The sequence below is a fragment of the Erythrobacter sp. SCSIO 43205 genome, from assembly GCF_019904235.1.
Lineage (GTDB): Bacteria > Pseudomonadota > Alphaproteobacteria > Sphingomonadales > Sphingomonadaceae > Erythrobacter.
Genome location: NZ_CP063202.1, coordinates 1,843,089 through 1,859,228 on the forward strand (window position 1 = coordinate 1,843,089; position 16,140 = coordinate 1,859,228).

At 56.9% G+C, this 16,140-nt stretch carries 17 protein-coding genes and 1 tRNA gene; 13 read left to right on the forward strand and 5 right to left on the reverse strand.

Annotation, left to right across the window (positions count from 1 at the left end):
* Positions 1-20 precede the first annotated feature (20 nt).
* Positions 21-1,175: a 3-dehydroquinate synthase gene (aroB, locus tag INR77_RS08570; RefSeq protein WP_223070669.1), complete on the reverse strand. Its 1,155-nt coding sequence runs from the start codon at positions 1,173-1,175 to the stop codon at positions 21-23.
* Positions 1,166-1,732 carry a shikimate kinase gene (locus INR77_RS08575; protein WP_223070670.1) on the reverse strand — a complete coding sequence of 189 codons (567 nt, stop codon included), beginning with the start codon at positions 1,730-1,732 and terminating at the stop codon, positions 1,166-1,168. Before INR77_RS08575 ends, aroB begins: the two co-directional genes overlap by 10 nt.
* Positions 1,733-1,816: 84 nt before the next feature.
* Here INR77_RS08575 and INR77_RS08580 point away from each other — a divergent pair, with 84 nt between their 5' ends.
* The 5 genes from INR77_RS08580 to INR77_RS08600 all read left to right on the forward strand — a co-directional run bounded on the left by INR77_RS08580 (position 1,817) and on the right by INR77_RS08600 (position 7,376).
* Positions 1,817-2,002 (forward strand): hypothetical protein, encoded by a 186-nt coding sequence (locus INR77_RS08580; RefSeq protein ID WP_223070671.1) that lies wholly within the window; start codon positions 1,817-1,819, stop codon positions 2,000-2,002.
* An 8-nt stretch (positions 2,003-2,010) separates the two neighbouring features.
* Positions 2,011-3,933, forward strand: coding sequence for a hypothetical protein (locus INR77_RS08585; RefSeq protein WP_255573707.1), 1,923 nt, complete (start codon positions 2,011-2,013; stop codon positions 3,931-3,933).
* Between the two features lie 4 nt (positions 3,934-3,937).
* Positions 3,938-4,855 carry a tyrosine recombinase gene (locus INR77_RS08590; protein ID WP_223070672.1) on the forward strand — a complete coding sequence of 306 codons (918 nt, stop codon included), beginning with the start codon at positions 3,938-3,940 and terminating at the stop codon, positions 4,853-4,855.
* Between the two features lie 10 nt (positions 4,856-4,865).
* The gene (locus INR77_RS08595; RefSeq protein ID WP_223070673.1) at positions 4,866-5,810 is read left to right on the forward strand and encodes an acetyl-CoA carboxylase carboxyltransferase subunit alpha; all 945 of its coding nucleotides are present in this window, start codon (positions 4,866-4,868) and stop codon (positions 5,808-5,810) included.
* Between the two features lie 90 nt (positions 5,811-5,900).
* Entirely contained in the window at positions 5,901-7,376 is a 1,476-nt protein-coding gene (locus INR77_RS08600; protein WP_223070674.1) for a M48 family metalloprotease, read from the forward strand.
* A 97-nt stretch (positions 7,377-7,473) separates the two neighbouring features.
* On the opposite strand, the gene INR77_RS08605 is transcribed toward INR77_RS08600, so the two are convergent.
* The gene (locus INR77_RS08605) at positions 7,474-7,650 is read right to left on the reverse strand and encodes a Flp family type IVb pilin (protein WP_223070675.1); all 177 of its coding nucleotides are present in this window, start codon (positions 7,648-7,650) and stop codon (positions 7,474-7,476) included.
* Between the two features lie 121 nt (positions 7,651-7,771).
* Entirely contained in the window at positions 7,772-7,954 is a 183-nt protein-coding gene (locus tag INR77_RS08610; RefSeq protein WP_223070676.1) for a Flp family type IVb pilin, read from the reverse strand.
* 97 nt (positions 7,955-8,051) lie between these two features.
* Here INR77_RS08610 and INR77_RS08615 point away from each other — a divergent pair, with 97 nt between their 5' ends.
* The 5 genes from INR77_RS08615 to INR77_RS08635 all read left to right on the forward strand — a co-directional run bounded on the left by INR77_RS08615 (position 8,052) and on the right by INR77_RS08635 (position 10,720).
* Positions 8,052-8,480: an NUDIX domain-containing protein gene (locus INR77_RS08615; protein ID WP_223070677.1), complete on the forward strand. Its 429-nt coding sequence runs from the start codon at positions 8,052-8,054 to the stop codon at positions 8,478-8,480.
* A gap of 96 nt (positions 8,481-8,576) precedes the next feature.
* Positions 8,577-8,653, forward strand: a tRNA-Arg gene (locus tag INR77_RS08620).
* Between the two features lie 141 nt (positions 8,654-8,794).
* Positions 8,795-9,286 carry a hemerythrin domain-containing protein gene (locus tag INR77_RS08625; protein ID WP_223070678.1) on the forward strand — a complete coding sequence of 164 codons (492 nt, stop codon included), beginning with the start codon at positions 8,795-8,797 and terminating at the stop codon, positions 9,284-9,286.
* A gap of 345 nt (positions 9,287-9,631) precedes the next feature.
* The gene (gene folE / locus INR77_RS08630) at positions 9,632-10,255 is read left to right on the forward strand and encodes a GTP cyclohydrolase I FolE (protein ID WP_223070679.1); all 624 of its coding nucleotides are present in this window, start codon (positions 9,632-9,634) and stop codon (positions 10,253-10,255) included.
* 30 nt (positions 10,256-10,285) lie between these two features.
* Positions 10,286-10,720, forward strand: coding sequence for a PaaI family thioesterase (locus tag INR77_RS08635; RefSeq protein ID WP_223070680.1), 435 nt, complete (start codon positions 10,286-10,288; stop codon positions 10,718-10,720).
* 70 nt (positions 10,721-10,790) lie between these two features.
* On the opposite strand, the gene INR77_RS08640 is transcribed toward INR77_RS08635, so the two are convergent.
* Positions 10,791-11,270 (reverse strand): peroxiredoxin, encoded by a 480-nt coding sequence (locus INR77_RS08640; protein WP_223070681.1) that lies wholly within the window; start codon positions 11,268-11,270, stop codon positions 10,791-10,793.
* Between the two features lie 232 nt (positions 11,271-11,502).
* Here INR77_RS08640 and INR77_RS08645 point away from each other — a divergent pair, with 232 nt between their 5' ends.
* The 3 genes from INR77_RS08645 to INR77_RS08655 all read left to right on the forward strand — a co-directional run bounded on the left by INR77_RS08645 (position 11,503) and on the right by INR77_RS08655 (position 16,137).
* The gene (locus INR77_RS08645; RefSeq protein ID WP_223070682.1) at positions 11,503-12,039 is read left to right on the forward strand and encodes an S-adenosyl-L-homocysteine hydrolase; all 537 of its coding nucleotides are present in this window, start codon (positions 11,503-11,505) and stop codon (positions 12,037-12,039) included.
* Positions 12,040-12,228: 189 nt separating this feature from the next.
* Positions 12,229-13,647, forward strand: a complete 1,419-nt coding sequence (gene ahcY, locus INR77_RS08650) for an adenosylhomocysteinase (RefSeq protein ID WP_223070683.1) — start codon at positions 12,229-12,231, stop codon at positions 13,645-13,647.
* 129 nt (positions 13,648-13,776) lie between these two features.
* On the forward strand, positions 13,777-16,137 hold the full coding sequence (locus tag INR77_RS08655; RefSeq protein ID WP_223070684.1) for a PAS domain-containing sensor histidine kinase: 2,361 nt from the start codon (positions 13,777-13,779) through the stop codon (positions 16,135-16,137).
* The last annotated feature ends 3 nt before the right edge of the window (positions 16,138-16,140 follow it).

Sequence of the window (16,140 nt, forward strand, 5' to 3'; positions counted from 1 at the left end):
TCAAAAGCTGTCTGTGAAATTTATGTTGGTAATGCTCCATCCGCGCGGCCCAACTCCTCATCCAAGAACGCGGCCACATCGCTGAGTTCGACATCGCGCGCCATATAAGCTTGACCGATGCCTTTAAGAAGGAGGAAGGGAAGGGTGCCTGAGCCCTCCATCTTCTTGTCGTGGCGCATATGATCAACGAGCGTCTCTCCGCTGCACATCAGGCCAAGCTCGTTCACTTGCGCAGGTAGCCCGCTCGCATAAATAGCGATGGCGGCGCGCTTTGCGTCCTCGCCGGAAAGCTCGCCCCGGCGGGCGGAATAGCGCGCAGCAAGGACCATGCCCAAAGCGACCGCCTCACCGTGCAGGAGCTTGTCTGAAAAGCCTGTCTCTGCCTCCAGTGCGTGGCCAAAGGTGTGGCCCAGGTTCAAAAGCGCGCGCACCCCTGAAGTCTCGCGTTCATCCTCGGCAACAATGCGCGCTTTGGCTCTGATGCTGGTCGCGATGGCGTATTTTAGTGGCTCGTCCTCGCGTGCCAGAACACTGTGCGAGTTTGCCTCAAGCCAAGCAAAGAACTCCGCATCTCCCAAAAGGCCGTATTTGATGACTTCAGCATAGCCTGCGCGCATTTCGCGAGGTGGCAGGGTTGCAAGGCTTGTCGTGTCAGCGAGGACCAATGATGGCTGATGAAACGCGCCAATCATGTTCTTGCCAGCGCTCGTATTGATCGCCGTTTTGCCTCCGACCGAGCTGTCGACTTGGGAAAGAAGGGTGGTCGGCAATTGTACAAAGCCGCATCCGCGCTTGAGGATGCTGCACGCAAAACCAACAAGGTCGCCCACAACCCCGCCGCCAAGGGCAAAGACATGGTCAGAGCGTGTGATGCCAAGTGACAAGAGCCAGTCGGTAAGCTTTTCAAGGCTCGTCCAGCTTTTCGACGCTTCGCCCGAAGCAACGTCGTACCACACAGTCTCATATCCCGCCGCGCCGAGCGACGCCTCAATCCTTCCCCCGTGATGTTCGCGCGCGTTTGTGTCAGCGACGATCGGGACAGGCCGCGAGCAATAGCTTTCCAAAAACGGCGCAGCGTGGTGCGCAATATCATCCAAAAGCCCGGCGCCCACAAGCACGTCATAGGAACGCCCACCCAGCTCAACCCGGATGGTTTCAGGCGGTTTTACAGCCATTTATCAATCGCCTCCAAGATCGCCCAGGCGGTTTGCGCATGGGGTGTGTTCGCGCTGGTGACTTTCACCTGCGCTTGAGAATAAAAGGGCTCTCGCGCCTCATACAATCTGGTGAGAATTTCCTTGGGATCGCCGTTTTTGAGCAAGGGGCGCGTATCCCTGCGCGAAGTGCGCTCGACCAGAATATCGATGTCTGAATGGATCCACACGGCAATCGCGTTTTCAAGGATCACCGAACGGGTTTCATCATCGACGAAGGCTCCGCCACCGGTTGCGATGACACCGCTGCGCTCCTCGATCAGCCTCGCAATGACCCGGCGTTCGCCGTCGCGAAAATACTCTTCCCCGAATTCGGCAAAAATTTCCGAGATCGACCGCTGCGCCGCGTCTTCGATCTCTTCATCGGCATCGACAAAATCGCGCTTCAGCATTTCAGCCAATTTGCGTCCAACGGTCGATTTGCCAACGCCCATCAAACCCACAAGGACGATTGGTCTGTCGATGCGGCCTGCTATCCGCGCGATTTCCTGTGTATCTAGAGGCGTTTCTTCGCTCATTCCTGTCCCGAATACCGATCAAATGTGCAGGTGTGCACTTCTCTGTTCCCTGAGGGCCTAGACTTGGGGTAGGGCTCGCGCAATATGTCTGACGATGCAAAAAAGATTGCCCAACCTTCTTCTCCCCGGTTCAAGCGCAGCCTTGCGCTCTACGCTGGCGCAGCGGTGCTTGTTGTGATGGCATTGGCTTATATTGACGGCGGTGAAGAGCCATTGCACCCGATAGTGCAAAGCGTGTCTCTTGCGCCAGTTGCGGAGACGCAGCGATGATGCGGACAATGATGATGCGTAAAAGATCGGGCGTTGCAGCGATAGGATTGCTTGGCGCGCTGAGCGGAACAGTTCTGGGCGGCTTAGCAGTAGCGCAAGATGCACCCGAATCGCTTTTGCCGCCCGGATTTGATGATCCCGCTCCTGCTCCAACGCCTGCGCCGCCGCCCAGCGTCGCGCCGCCTGCGGGCCCGGCACCTGTTGCACCTGCAACTGGCCCACGGCCAGGCCAGCAGCCAGGAGCAACGCTCCCCGCAGCGCCCGGTTCGGCACCTGTGGTACAAAGCATACCAGACGTTCCCCGAATATCGAGCGATGAGGCGGCGAGGCTCCCGAGCCTTGAGGAGTTGGAAGAGCTCACCACCGACGAGCTCGACGATCTGTTGGGGCTTAAGCCGAAATTCGACATCCCGCCCGCCGCTCGTCGTTCGCTAGCTCAGGTAGGGGTATTGGCCCCCGCTGAAGGAGGCTTTCCCATAGGCGCATTAGCGAAGCAGCCACGCGCTCTCGTGCGGGCGATCCTTCAAGGGACGAAGGCGCCTATGGTGTCGCGCTGGGGGCATATTCTGGTGCGCCGCGCTCTGGTTAGCCGTTATGAAAGCCCTGAGGGCATGAACCCGGTGGAATTCGCTGCCCTCAGGGCCAGTGTGCTCAATTCTCTCGGCGAATTCACGCTAGCGCGCGCCATGGTGCAAGATATTGACACTGGCAATTGGACCACCAACCTCGCTGATCAGGCCCTTATCGCTTACATTGGCGCTGGCGATGTTGTCGGCTCGTGCCCTGCTGTGCGTTTTCAGGGGTCTGATCGAGACGATCCGGAATGGGTCATGCTGCGAGCGATCTGCAACGCCTATGCGGGTGAAGGCGCCCTATCCGCGCGCCAGCTTAACACTGCACAAAATGATGAAATTGCCCCTGAAATCGACCTTCTTCTAGCGCAGCGCTATGCGGGCGCTGCAGGACCAGGCCGGGGCGGAACAACGGTGTCTTGGGATGACGTTGAAGGCATTACGCCATGGCGGTTCAGCCTTGCCAATGCGGTGGGAGAGACGATCCCCGATGCCCTTCTTTCAAGCGCACTCAACAGCCCTTCGGGTGGTTATTACCGCTTAGCGGGCGCAATCTCACCCGCGCTGCCTCTCGATCAGCGCATAGATTACGCCGAGTATGCGGCCTCTCGCGGGGTATTTTCATCAAAGGCTTTGATCGGGCTTTATAGCGAGCTTTACAATAACGAAGGGCTCGCAGGGCCAGCGGCTCAGCGCGCCGCGCGCTTGCGTGACGCTTATGTGGCGCTTGATCCTGCTGCGCGCATCACCGCCATGCGCGGGCTTTGGGGTGAAGCTGGTAGCGCGCAAGGGACAGGTTTTGCAGGTCATATCCTCACCGCCTACGCTGCTGCGCGCGTCCCGCCATCGGCTGAAGCGGTAAGCGATGCCGACCCATTGATCACCTCCATGCTCACCGCAGGACTTGACCGTGATGCGCTTGCCTGGAGCCCGTTCGTGGAGGAGGGTTCGCTCAGTTGGGCGATGCTTGCCTTGGTTGACCCAGATGGCGATACGGCCAGCATCGCTGGCATTGGCGACTTTGTGAGTGACGATGGGAGTGAAGGGCAACGCAAATCCGCCTTTTTGATCGCAGGGCTTGGCGGGCTTGGCCGGCTGCCCGCTGATGATATCATTGGCTATGGCGCACAAGTTGGTGTCGATTTTGCCCGGCAAACCCGCTGGACAAGGATGATTGACCGGGCAGCCGAGGTGAAGAACCCGGCCATGGTGGCGCTCCTTGTGGGGCTGGGGATGCAGGGCGATAGCTGGTCGCAGATGACCCCGCTGCATCTTTTTCACCTCGTCTCGGCGCTCAATCGCGTGGGACTTGAAGCCGAGGCAAGGATGATCGCCGCAGAGGCGGTCGCGCGAGGCTAAAGCGGTGTCGGCTGCGACGCGCGACTTTCTCGATATGCTCGCAGCCGAGCGCGGGGCGTCGGCCAACACGCTTGCTGCCTACACCCGTGATCTTGATGGGGCAGAGGAATTGGTGGGCGACCTTGCGGAAGCGCCGCGCGCCTCTGTAGCAAAGCTGGCTGGTGCGTGGAGCGACCTTGCTCCTTCAACCGTTGCACGCAAAGCGTCTGCGTTGCGTCAATTTTTTGGCTTTGCCTTGGACGAGGGGTGGCGCGAGGATGATCCATCTGGCGCGCTGCCCAAACCGCGTACCCGTCGCCCGCTTCCCAAAGTGCTCAGCCACGAGGCGGTAGATGCCCTGTTTGAGCGTGCTGAATTGGAAGCCTCTGCGGGAAAGACCACCGCGATCCGGCAGTTGGCCTTGCTTGAATTGCTTTATGGTTCGGGCTTGCGCGCGACCGAGTTGGTGAGCCTGCCGCTTACCTCAGTCCCGCGCGATGCGCCGCTTTTAACAGTGATGGGCAAGGGCGGTCAGGCGCGCATGGTTCCGATCAGCGAGCGCGCGAAAGATGCAATCACCTCATGGCTGGAGGTGCGCCCGAAGGAACCCGCCTCGCGCTTTCTCTTTCCGTCGCGTGGAGGCAAAGCCTTGACGCGGGTGCGTTTGTTTCAAATGCTCAAAGAGCTTGCTGCGCGGGCCGATCTCGATCCCGCCAGCATCAGCCCCCACGTGCTGCGCCATGCCTTTGCGACCCATTTGCTGGAAGGCGGGGCAGACCTGCGTGTGCTCCAAACCATGCTTGGCCATGCCGATATTGCGACAACGCAAATCTACACCCATGTGGATGCCGCGCGACTTGTCGAGCTGGTCAATACGCGCCACCCTCTTGCGAATAGGCCTGTCGCGAACAGGCCCCTTGCGGGCGCGCGCGCAAAGCCCTAGCGAAAATCCCATGATTTCTTACCTCGAATTTGAAAAGCCTATCGCCAGCCTTGAGCAGCGCATCAAGGAAATGCGGACGCTGGAAAGCGACGACGGCGTCGATGTAGCCTCTGAGATTGAGCGGCTTGAAACGAAGAGCGACGAATTGCTCGCCTCGACCTATGCCTCGCTCAGCCCGTGGCAAAAGACACAGGTTGCGCGCCATCCGCAGCGCCCGCACTTTCGCGACTACATCGAGCACGCCTTTACGGATTTCATGCCGCTTGGCGGGGACCGTGCCTATGGCGATGACGAGGCGATCATGGGCGGATTTGCCAAGCTTGGGGATCGGCGGGTCATGGTCATTGGCCATGAGAAGGGGAATGACACCCAAAGCCGGATCAAGCACAATTTCGGCATGGGCAAACCCGAAGGGTACCGCAAGGCAATCCGGCTGATGGAGCTTGCAGGCCGGTTTGGATTGCCTGTGGTAACACTGGTCGACACCTCCGGCGCGTTCCCCGGGATTGAGGCCGAAGAGCGTGGGCAAGCCGAAGCCATCGCGCGATCAACCGAAGCCTGCCTTGCGCTTCCGACACCCATGGTTTCGGTCATCGTGGGCGAGGGGGGGTCAGGCGGCGCGGTGGCCTTGGCGAGTGCTGAGCGAGTCTTGATGCTCGAACACGCGGTTTATTCGGTGATTTCCCCTGAAGGGTGCGCGTCGATTCTGTGGCGCACCTCGGAAAAGGCCGCCGATGCAGCACAAGCAATGAAAATCACCGCACAGCACCTCAAACGCCTTGGCGTGATTGACAGAATTGTAAAAGAACCTGTCGGCGGTGCGCATCGTGATGCACAAAGAACGGCAGTAACACTTGGCAAGGCCATCGGCGAAGAGCTTGATAAGCTTGGAAAAATGGACAGCGAGGCGATCCTTGCCTTGCGCGAAAAGCGCTTTTTGGAACTTGGCGGCTGATCAAGTGTCAGTGAGGTAAGGGCTGACACAGCCTCGAAGAGTGTGCTTACTCATCAAGCAGCACTCGTTCCCGGATTTCAGGAGAGCCTCATGACCAAATTTCTTCGCAAGACTAAGTTCGCAGGTGTTGCATCACTGACGCTTGCTTTAACCGCTTGTGCGACAACGCCAATTCCCGGCCAAACCGAGGCGATCACTCAGAGCGAAGCGCAGCAAGGGGCGCAGTATCACCCGCAACTTGTCGCCGAATTTGGGGGGGAGATGACGGGCCCTCTTGCGCAATATGTTGAGCAGGTCGGTTTGAATGTCGCCGTCGAATCAGGCCTTGGCGGTGCGCGCGATAGCTTTGAAGTCACTCTGCTTAATAGCCCTGTAAACAATGCCTTCGCAGTGCCGGGAGGTTATATCTACACGACGAGGCAACTTGTCGCCTTGATGGGAAGTGAGGCTGAACTTGCTGGAGTTCTTGCCCATGAGGTCGGGCACGTGACCGCTCGCCATGCTGAGCGACGCCAAAGAAGAGCACAGCGCAACCAAGGCATCGGGGTACTCGGCACGATCCTTTCTTCAGTGCTTTTGGGTGATAGCCAGTTGGGCAATCTCCTATCGCGCACAGCGGCAACCGCGCCGCAATTGCTCAACCTTGCCTATTCGCGCGAGCATGAAGAAGAATCGGACAGGCTTGGCATCGATTACATGAGCCGCGCTGGATATGACCCTAAGGCAATGGGCGACCTGCTCGAACGACTAGCGCGCCAAAATGCGCTCGATGCGCAGCTTCAAGGCAGGCAAAGCGCAAGCCCGCCGGTTTGGGCCAGCAGCCACCCAGAACCGGCGGCGCGGGTCCGTTTGGCCAATGCGTATGCAGAGGGGAAACCGGGCACGGTATCCAATCGCGATCGGTTTCTAGATCAGATCGACGGGATGATTTACGGGGACGACCCGGCACAAGGACTCGTTGAAGGCCGCGATTTTCTTCATCCCGACCTTCGCCTCGCATTCACCGCGCCCCAAGGGTTTTATATGCTCAACGGGACGAGAGCCGTCACGATCAACGGCGAGGGCGGGCAGGCGCAGTTCACCACGGCGAGCTATAATGGCGACTTGCAACAGTATATTTTACAAGCTTTTACAGCGGTCGGTGGCCAAAATAGCGGCCTTCGACCGCAACGAATCGAAAGAACGCGGGTGAACGGGCTCGACGCTGCTTATGGACAAGCGCGAGTCAACAATGGGCAGTCTCAGGTGGATGTGACCGTTTTCGCGTATGAGTTCGCGAACGATCGTGCCTATCATTTCGTAACAATTACACCAGCAGGCGGAGCAAATCCGTTTACCGCGATGTACCAGTCTGTTCGCAGGCTCTCAGCTGCGCAAGCGGCGCAGATTATTCCGCGCAGGCTACGTGTGGTGACAGTGCAGCGCGGCGATACGGTGGCGGGCCTTGCGCGGCAAATGGCTTATGACAATGCGCAAGTGGAGCGTTTCCGTGTCCTCAACGGCCTAGGCGATAACGAAGGGCTTCGCGCAGGGCAGCGAGTAAAACTGGTGGTTCGCGCGCGCTGATCGGGCGCATCGCTTACGTCCCAAATCTCACACGCACAAAAGAAAAGCGGCGGGGAAATCCCCGCCGCTCTCTTTTTCGCTGGTAAGCGAGGTCGGCTTAAGAAACCGTACCAGTGCGCATACCTTCTTCGACGTCGCCGAAGGTGTTCGAAATGGTGCCGCCAAGTGCGCCCATTGCGGTGATTGCAGCAACAGCGATAAGAGCAGCGATCAGGCCGTACTCAATTGCAGTTGCGCCTTCTTCGTTACGAGCGAGTTTGTTGATGAATTTCATTTTTAGTCTCCTGGTTTTGGTCTTCGGTACCCGTGTCAAACTGAGTGGTTCAGTCGGACAATCAGTGGAATTAAGTGTCAGCTCTTTACAAAACCCTAATTTGCCTTGGTCGAAATGAGCCTCAGCCCATCACGGCCACACTTTCCTCCACAACATAGTCCCACGTATTGCTGGTGATTTCCGCCACGCCATTCACCGCAGCGATCATTGCAATCACGATAAGACTACAGATCAGCCCGTACTCAACAGCTGTGGCCCCGGAATTGTCGTTCCCAATGTGCTTAAGGAAGCTTGTCAATTTCATGTGGTCACCCGTTAATACGTTCCTGACAGCGACCAAAATCGCGCCAAGGCGTTAAAAAAAGACTAAGGGGCCTGCTCAAAGTGGAAAAAAAACCGACATGACGATGGAAGTGATCTATGTAGTGGCGGGCGCTTTGAGGAGAGGCGATGAGCTCTGGCTTATGCATCGCAGACCTCAAGAAAAAGCGCATGGCGGACTATGGGAGTTTCCCGGCGGCAAGGTCGAACGTACTGAAATTCCAGTAGAAGCCCTGATACGTGAACTCCACGAGGAGCTTGGTATCGTGGTCGAAACAACAGCGTGCGAGCCCGCCGCTTTCGCCGAAGATCGCGGTCAATCGGGTGAACGCCCACTTGTCATATTGCTTTACACAATTGCCGATTGGGTGGGTGAGCCACTCGCATTGGAGGGCGGGGCAGTTGACTGGTTTTCGTCGCAAGAGATCGCGAAACTGGATAAACCGCCGCTTGATAACCGCCTATGCGAGCAATTGTTTGGCTTAGCATCGGGTCAAAAAGCCGGATGAGGCGGCATTTTGAAAAAATTTCACAAAATTGGGCCGATTTGCTGCTAGAGGGGATTGCCAATTGGAAAAGGCCCCCTTATGTGCCGCAACTCTCGCGCGCCAGTAGCTCAGCTGGATAGAGTACCTGACTACGAATCAGGCGGCCGGAGGTTCGAATCCTTCCTGGCGCGCCAAGAAAACCCACCCCCTCCAAGGGAGTGGGTTTTTTTGTGACTGGTGCTCGCGCCTCTTGGTCCAGAACTTGCCAATTCGGAACTTTCTGGAGCGGTGGCGGTAAGTGGGATGAAAACCAACGCAACCCCCACGGAGTTACCATGAGCGACCAAGCCCAAATCCTCACCCGCATCGAAGAAGACCACAATCGCCAACGCGAGTTGCTCGATAAGATTGCCGAGACATCGGGCGATAGTGAAGAGCGCCGGAAATTGTTTGAGGAGCTCAATGCAGAGCTCAAAAGCCACGCCGCCGCCGAAGAGCAATCGCTGTATTCGGAAATGATCGCGGAACCTGACGCTAATGACGAAACGCGTCACTCTGTCGCAGAGCACCAGGAAATCGACGAAATGCTCAATGATCTTGCTGCAACAGATATGAGCTCGCCGGGCTGGTTGCTGAAATTCAAGGAATTTGATCACCGCTATCGTCACCACATCAACGAAGAAGAGGAAGATCACTTTCCCGACTTTGAGAAGCTGATCGACGACAAGACCGATGCCAAGCTCACCGAGACTTTCGAAGAACGCAAAAAGATTGAAAAGCAGGAGGCTGAAATCACGCCTGTCGCAGCAGACGACGCGAAAGAATAAGCCCTTCGAAAATAGCGTTTATTGCATAAAGCCCTCCGCCAATGCGGGGGGCTTTTTTGTGGGTCGCGCAAGAGTCGCATGGGGGCACGCGCACAAGGTATGCACCAAATCGCGTGCAATTTTCGGGTGAGAGCCTATATCAGAAGCAGGGGCAGCCTATGGCGGTTGCAATCAATACATCGCTTCAGTCAATTCCGGCCGTATCATGCAAACTTTGCACGGAACCATCTGAGCGTGCAGCGATTTTTACCCTTGGGATCACGAAAGGAAGTATAACGGGCCGCACGCCGGGGCTCATTTGCTTGCCAGGAATATGCCGCATGGCGGCAACAGAAAGGTAATGCCATGAATTACATGAACGCGCATGACGCGGACGAGTTTGACCCGGATAACCCGTTGAACAAACCTGATGTACCTGAAGATGTTCAGGAAGCTGTGCGCACATTGCTGCGCTGGGCGGGCGATGATCCGACCCGCGAAGGCCTGATCGACACCCCCAAACGCGTTGGTCGTGCCTGGCTTGAATATTGCCGTGGCAATCAGGAAGACCCTGCGATCCACCTCTCGCGCATTTTCGAAGAGGTGGGCGGTTATGAAGAGATCGTGCTTCTCAAGGACATCCCGTTTCAATCACATTGCGAACACCACATGGCGCCGATCACGGGCAAAGCGCACATTGCTTATCTGCCTAACAATAAGGTGGTGGGCATCTCGAAGCTTGCGCGCGTGCTTCATGGATATGCCAACCGCTTGCAAGTGCAAGAACGCCTGACAGCTGAAGTCGCTGAGTGCATTTGGAACAATCTTGAGCCGCGCGGTGTCGCGGTTGTGATCGAGGCCGAGCACGGTTGCATGACAGGGCGCGGGGTCAAGGTGCATGAGGTTGAAATGCTCACGAGCCGTATGATGGGCTGTTTCCTAGACGACCCGGCAAGCCGCAAGGAAGTGCTTGGCCTTATGGGCTATTGAGCAGGCCGACTTATGCGATAAGGGAAGGGCATGACTGCAACTATGCCCGATCCCGTTCTCACAGCCGACCAGCTCGTTGACTTCTTCTGCGAGGCATTTCCTGATCAGGACCGGTCGGCGCATGATTTTGTCGAGATCAAATCGGGGTTCTTGAGACTTCGCCATTCGGCGGAACATTCAATGTTGCGGCCAGGTGGTATCATTTCTGGACCTACGCAAATGGCAGTCGTCGACCGCGCAGCATATGCTGTAATCCTCGCACATATCGGAATTGTGCCGATGGCGGTCACTTCCAATCTCAACATCAGCTTTCTTCGCGGTGTTGAGGCGCGTGATTTCTTTGCCGATGCCTCGCTCATCAAGCTTGGGCGCCGCCTTGCAACGGTCGACGTGCGCCTGTGGCAGGATGATCCGTCAAAAATCGCAGCGCAATCTACGGTCACATACGCGCTGCCGGAGCGTTAGGGCGCGCGCCAATAAATGAAGGGCGCCTCAAGCGAGACGCCCCTGTGTTCTTTTCGTTTGCGCTGAACGCCTACAATTGGCCAAGCATATGGTCCGCACTGGAGACTTTAAAATCGCCAGGTTCCTCGACGTTTAATTGCTCGACCACGCCGTCATTGATGACCATAGAAAAGCGTTGACCGCGTTTGCCCATGCCAAAGCCTGAGCCGTCCATGGTCAGCCCGAGTGCCTCGACAAATTCCGCATTGCCATCAGCGAGCATGGTGATGTCATTTGAACCGGCTGCCTCATTCCATGCACCCATCACGAACGCGTCATTGACCGCTGTGCCGACGATTTCATCGACACCCTTTGCTTTGAGGTCAGCGGCTTTCTCGACAAAACCGGGGAGGTGCTTGGCAGAACAGGTCGGGGTGAATGCGCCGGGGACCGAGAACAGTGCGACCTTCTTGCCCGCAAAATATTCGGATGCCTTGACCGGCTGAGGGCCATCTGCGGTGGCCTTCACCATGTTCACTTCTGGCACTTTATCGCCGACTGAAATTGTCATCGTTATCTCCTGCTTTAATCGGGAAAGGGTTGTAAGGACTCGTACCTAGCGGAGTGCACCGCTCAGCTTTACCGCATGATATAGCGCTTAGCCCCACTCTCACAACGTGCGATTTTCAAACGGAGAACTTGGTTGATTTCGCTTTACCTCAGATATTGAATTTGGAGTAAACTGAAAAAGTGATCCTCAAAGGCGTGGTGGAACACGCTATTGTTTGAGGGACACGAAAACCATGACGCGCCAGAAATGCTCGCTTGCAATCACCGCCTTTGCCTCGGTTGCGGTCACACTTTTTGCCACACCAGCCAGTGCAAACTCCGGATTTGAAGATGCCCACTCCCTGCGCAGTCTCGACATCATGCTTATGGTGACTTCGCTCAGATGCCGCACGAGTGCGCATGATTTTCAAAGCGATTACCACCGCTTTTCGGCGGCCAATCTCAAGCACTTGAATTCGGCAAGCGATAGGTTGAAGCGCAGTTTTCGGGCAAGTTACGGCGAAAGCAATCCCGCCCGGGCGCTTGATCGTATGGGTGTTAAAATCGCCAACAGCTATGGCGATGGTCACCCATGGCTTTCATGTGCACAACTAAAGGAAGTGACACAGACGCTTGCGCAAAACACAGATGCGCAAAGCCTTGTTGCCAATGCGCGCTATCTCCTGAGCGCTGAGCGTCCAACCCCAGCGACAAGCGCGCAGACCGCACCCCGGATCGCTCATGGCCAAGGTGACGTTCAGATAAGCTATAATCTCAACGCGGGTTGGTAAGCCGCCCACTGGTTGTGACGATCCAGTTCGGTTTGCCGGTGGGCTTTCGGTCTTCTCATATCAAGATATAAAGAAAACTTTATATTGTGATTGCCCATGGACAGCTAGGCGGCTATGTACGCCTCAGTTTTCGGCGCTTTCCCGTGTGTTGTCGCACAGCGCCTCCCATGAGTTAACAGGAGATGGCCCGTGGCCACCGCAGCACTTTCCCACGAATATGTGATCAAAGACATTGGCCTTGCTCAATTTGGCCGCGATGAAATCGCTATTGCTGAAACCGAAATGCCGGGCCTGATGGCCTTGCGCGAGGAATATGGCGATGCGCAGCCATTGAAGGGCGCGCGCATCACTGGCTCGCTCCACATGACCATTCAGACTGCGGTTCTGATTGAGACTTTGGTGGCTTTGGGTGCACAAGTGCGCTGGGCGACTTGCAACATCTTCTCGACACAAGATCACGCAGCAGCCGCGATTGCAGACCAAGGCATCCCCGTTTTCGCGATCAAGGGCGAGACGCTGGCGGATTACTGGGATTATGTCGGCCGCATCTTCGATTGGTCAACTGAGGCTTATCCGGACCAGACTGCTAATATGATCCTCGATGATGGTGGGGACGCAACCATGTTCGCTTTGTGGGGTGCGCGCCTTGAAGCTGGCGAAGAAATGCCTGCGCCAGCAAACGCTGAAGAAATCGAATTTCAGCGCGCGCTCAAAGCCTTTGTTGCCGCCAAACCCGGCTACCTCACCAAGTCGGTCAAGAACATCAAAGGCGTCTCGGAAGAGACTACCACGGGCGTTATGCGCCTTTACCAGATTGCCAAACAGGGCAAGCTTCCGTTCCCGGCGATTAACGTCAATGACAGCGTGACCAAGTCGAAGTTCGACAACCTTTATGGTTGTAAGGAAAGCCTCGTCGATGCGATCCGCCGTGCAACTGACGTGATGCTTGCAGGTAAAGTCGCTTGTGTTGCGGGCTATGGCGATGTCGGCAAAGGCTCTGCTGCTTCGCTTCGTGACGGTGGCGCGCGCGTCATGGTCACAGAGATTGACCCGATCTGCGCTCTTCAAGCGGCGATGGACGGCTTTGAAGTCGTTTCGATGGAAGAAGCGTGCAAGCGCGCTGACATCTTCGTGACTGCCACCGGCAATGAAGATGTCATCACCGGCGAGCACATGAAGAACATGAAAAATATGGCGATTGTGTGCAATATCGGCCACTTCGACAGCGAAATCCAAATCTCCGCACTCGACAATTATGATTGGAAAGAGATTAAAGAGGGCACCGATATGGTGACCATGCCCGATGGCAATTCCCTCCTGATCCTGGCCAAGGGGCGTCTTGTGAACCTTGGTTGTGCCACTGGCCACCCAAGCTTCGTGATGAGCGCAAGCTTCACCAATCAGACGCTCGCGCAGATCGAACTGTTCACCAAGGCGGATGAGTACAACAATGACGTCTATGTCCTGCCCAAGCACCTGGATGAAAAAGTGGCAGCATTGCACCTTGAGAAGCTCGGCGTGCAGCTCACACAATTGAGCCAGACACAGGCCGATTACATCGGTGTTCCAAAGGAAGGGCCGTTCAAGCCTGACCATTACCGTTACTAAGCAAAAGCTGGCCACTGGCCGCGAATTCAGAGCCTCCGGTCCCGCTCAGGTGCAAACCTTGTGGGTTTCCGGGGGCTTTTGCGTATCCGCCCCGTTGCACTTGTGCGCGTGCGCGCATAGCTGAGAGAGATGGAATTAACCCCGCCAGCCTTGGTCATAATCGTGCTTGTGCTTGCCGCGTGGACAGTGGCTGCTGCGGTGATGATGTTGCGGGCAAGCGCGAAGGTGAGCCGCGCAAAAGCGCTTAAGACTTCGCTTCGCCGGATGCAGCATTTGATCGAAGTGTCGCCTGCTATCCCTTTACTGGTGCGAACAGATGGCCGGATCGAAGCACCGGACAGATTGGCGCGATGGTTTGGCTTGAAGGCAATTCCGACCTATCTCTCAGAGCTTGCTGGCGAGGGAGAAGAAGGGCTTTCCAAGGCTCAAGCAGAGGAGTTGTGGGATAAGGCTCGCGCCACGCAAAAGAGTGCGGCCCCCTTTTCCATGACACTCACGCCTCCCGGTTCAAAACGCTGCCTTGCGCTTGAGGGCTCGCTCGCAGACCCTGCGGTTTCGCCCGGCGGCGCTGCAATTGTGTGGGTGTTCGATTTCACGGCGAGTGAAAGCGAACTGGCTGAGCTGCGATCACAAGCAGCGCACGCTAAGTCTGATTTTGCTGCGCTGAGCGGTCTTATCGCATCGGCCCCCACACCCATGTGGATCCGCGATCCTGATATGAAACTGCGCCTTGCTAATGAGGCTTACATCAAGGCAGTCGGTGCGGACAGTTTGGAAGCGGTTATCGAAGGGCAGATTGAGCTTTTGGAAGCCCGCGATGGGCGCTCTCCTTCTGAGCTTGCCCGCGATGCCTTCACCACCAAACGTCAGCTGGATCGCATTGACGGTGTGACAATTGACGGCGAGCGGCGCTCCATGCGGGTGACCGACTTGCCCTTGGGCGAAGATGGTGTCGCCGGCTATGCCATTGATGTCGAAGAACAACAGCAAGTCGCGCGTGATTTCCGGGCCTTCCGCGAGGCTCAACGTGCGATGCTCGATCAACTGTCGATTGGTGTTGCCCAGTTCGCACCTGATGAGACATTGAGCTTTGCCAACCGGCCTTTTCGCCGATTGTTCGGTCTGTTCTCCAGCGACTCATTAGAAGGCAAACTCGCGTTTGACCGCCTTTTGTCTGATGCAAGAGAACGCGGGCAAACTCCTGAGGTGCGCGATTTTCCTGAGTGGCGCGAGGAACACCGTGCGTGGTTTGACGCGCAAGAGACACTTGAGGAATACTGGCCACTTCCTGGAGGCACTCACCTTCGCATTGTAGCGCAGCCATTGCCCGATGGCGGGCTGGTGATGATTGCTGAGGATCGCACCGAACAACTTGAATTGTCCGCCACGAGGGACACGCTGCTACGCACCCGCACCGCCACATTGGACAGCCTCTTCGAAGCGCTTGCGATCTTCGCGCCCGATGGCTCTGTGCAGATATGGAACCGGACCTTTGCTCGTACCTGGGGAATTAGCTCCGACCTACTGGACACGCACCCAAGCGCGGAAGGTTTGTTTGAGGCCATCGGCGCTAATCTGGCCAACCCAGAAGAAGTCGAAACTCTTGGCGCGGTGGTGCGCGCGGCCACTCTCGACCGGCGCGAGAAGAAGGGACAAGTTGTGCTTGCCGACGGGCGCACGCTGCGCTTCGCAGGTGTGCCGTTGCCCGATGGCAACGGGCTTTTGACGGTTCTCGACATCACCGATTCGCAAAAGGCTGAAGCGGCGCTTCGTGAAAGAGCGATTGCGCTTGAAGAGGCGGATGCGGTGAAAGCGCGCTTCCTTGCCAATATGTCGTATGAATTCCGCACGCCGCTTACCACAATTGGCGGCTTTGCCGAGCTTCTGGCAAGCGGGGTGGCAGGGGACTTGAGCGAGCAAGCAGGCGAATATGTCGATGCCATTCTCACTTCGGTCGCGCGGCTCACAGAACAGGTTGAAAACGTCCTCGACCTGTCACAAACCGAAGCGGGCCTTATGCCGATTACTAAGGAGAGCGTGGACCTGCTGACGTTCCTCGCTGAACTTGTGAGAGAGCGCGAGACGGCGATTGTAAAGGCAGGCCTGGGGCTTGATCTGAAAGGTCGCCGAGGACGCGTCGTCGATGCAGACACGCGCCAACTGGGCCGCGCGATTGGGAACCTGATCGACAATGCGATTGCAGGCACGCCGCAAGGGGGGCAGATCACGATTGAACTGCCAAAGCCCGCGCGCGACGATGATTGGCGCGGCCGCGTGATTATCCGCGATGATGGCAATGGTATGACACCAGAGCAATTGGAGCGGGCGATGGGCGCATTGCCTGAAGGCGAGGAGCCTGGCGATAATGGGGGTGAGGGCACGGGTCTTGGGATCCGCCTTGCCCACCAATTGGTCGCAGCGCACGGCGGCACTCTTGAACTCGATAGCCAGCTGGGTGTCGGCACGATTGCGGTGATTACTCTGCCATGAGGG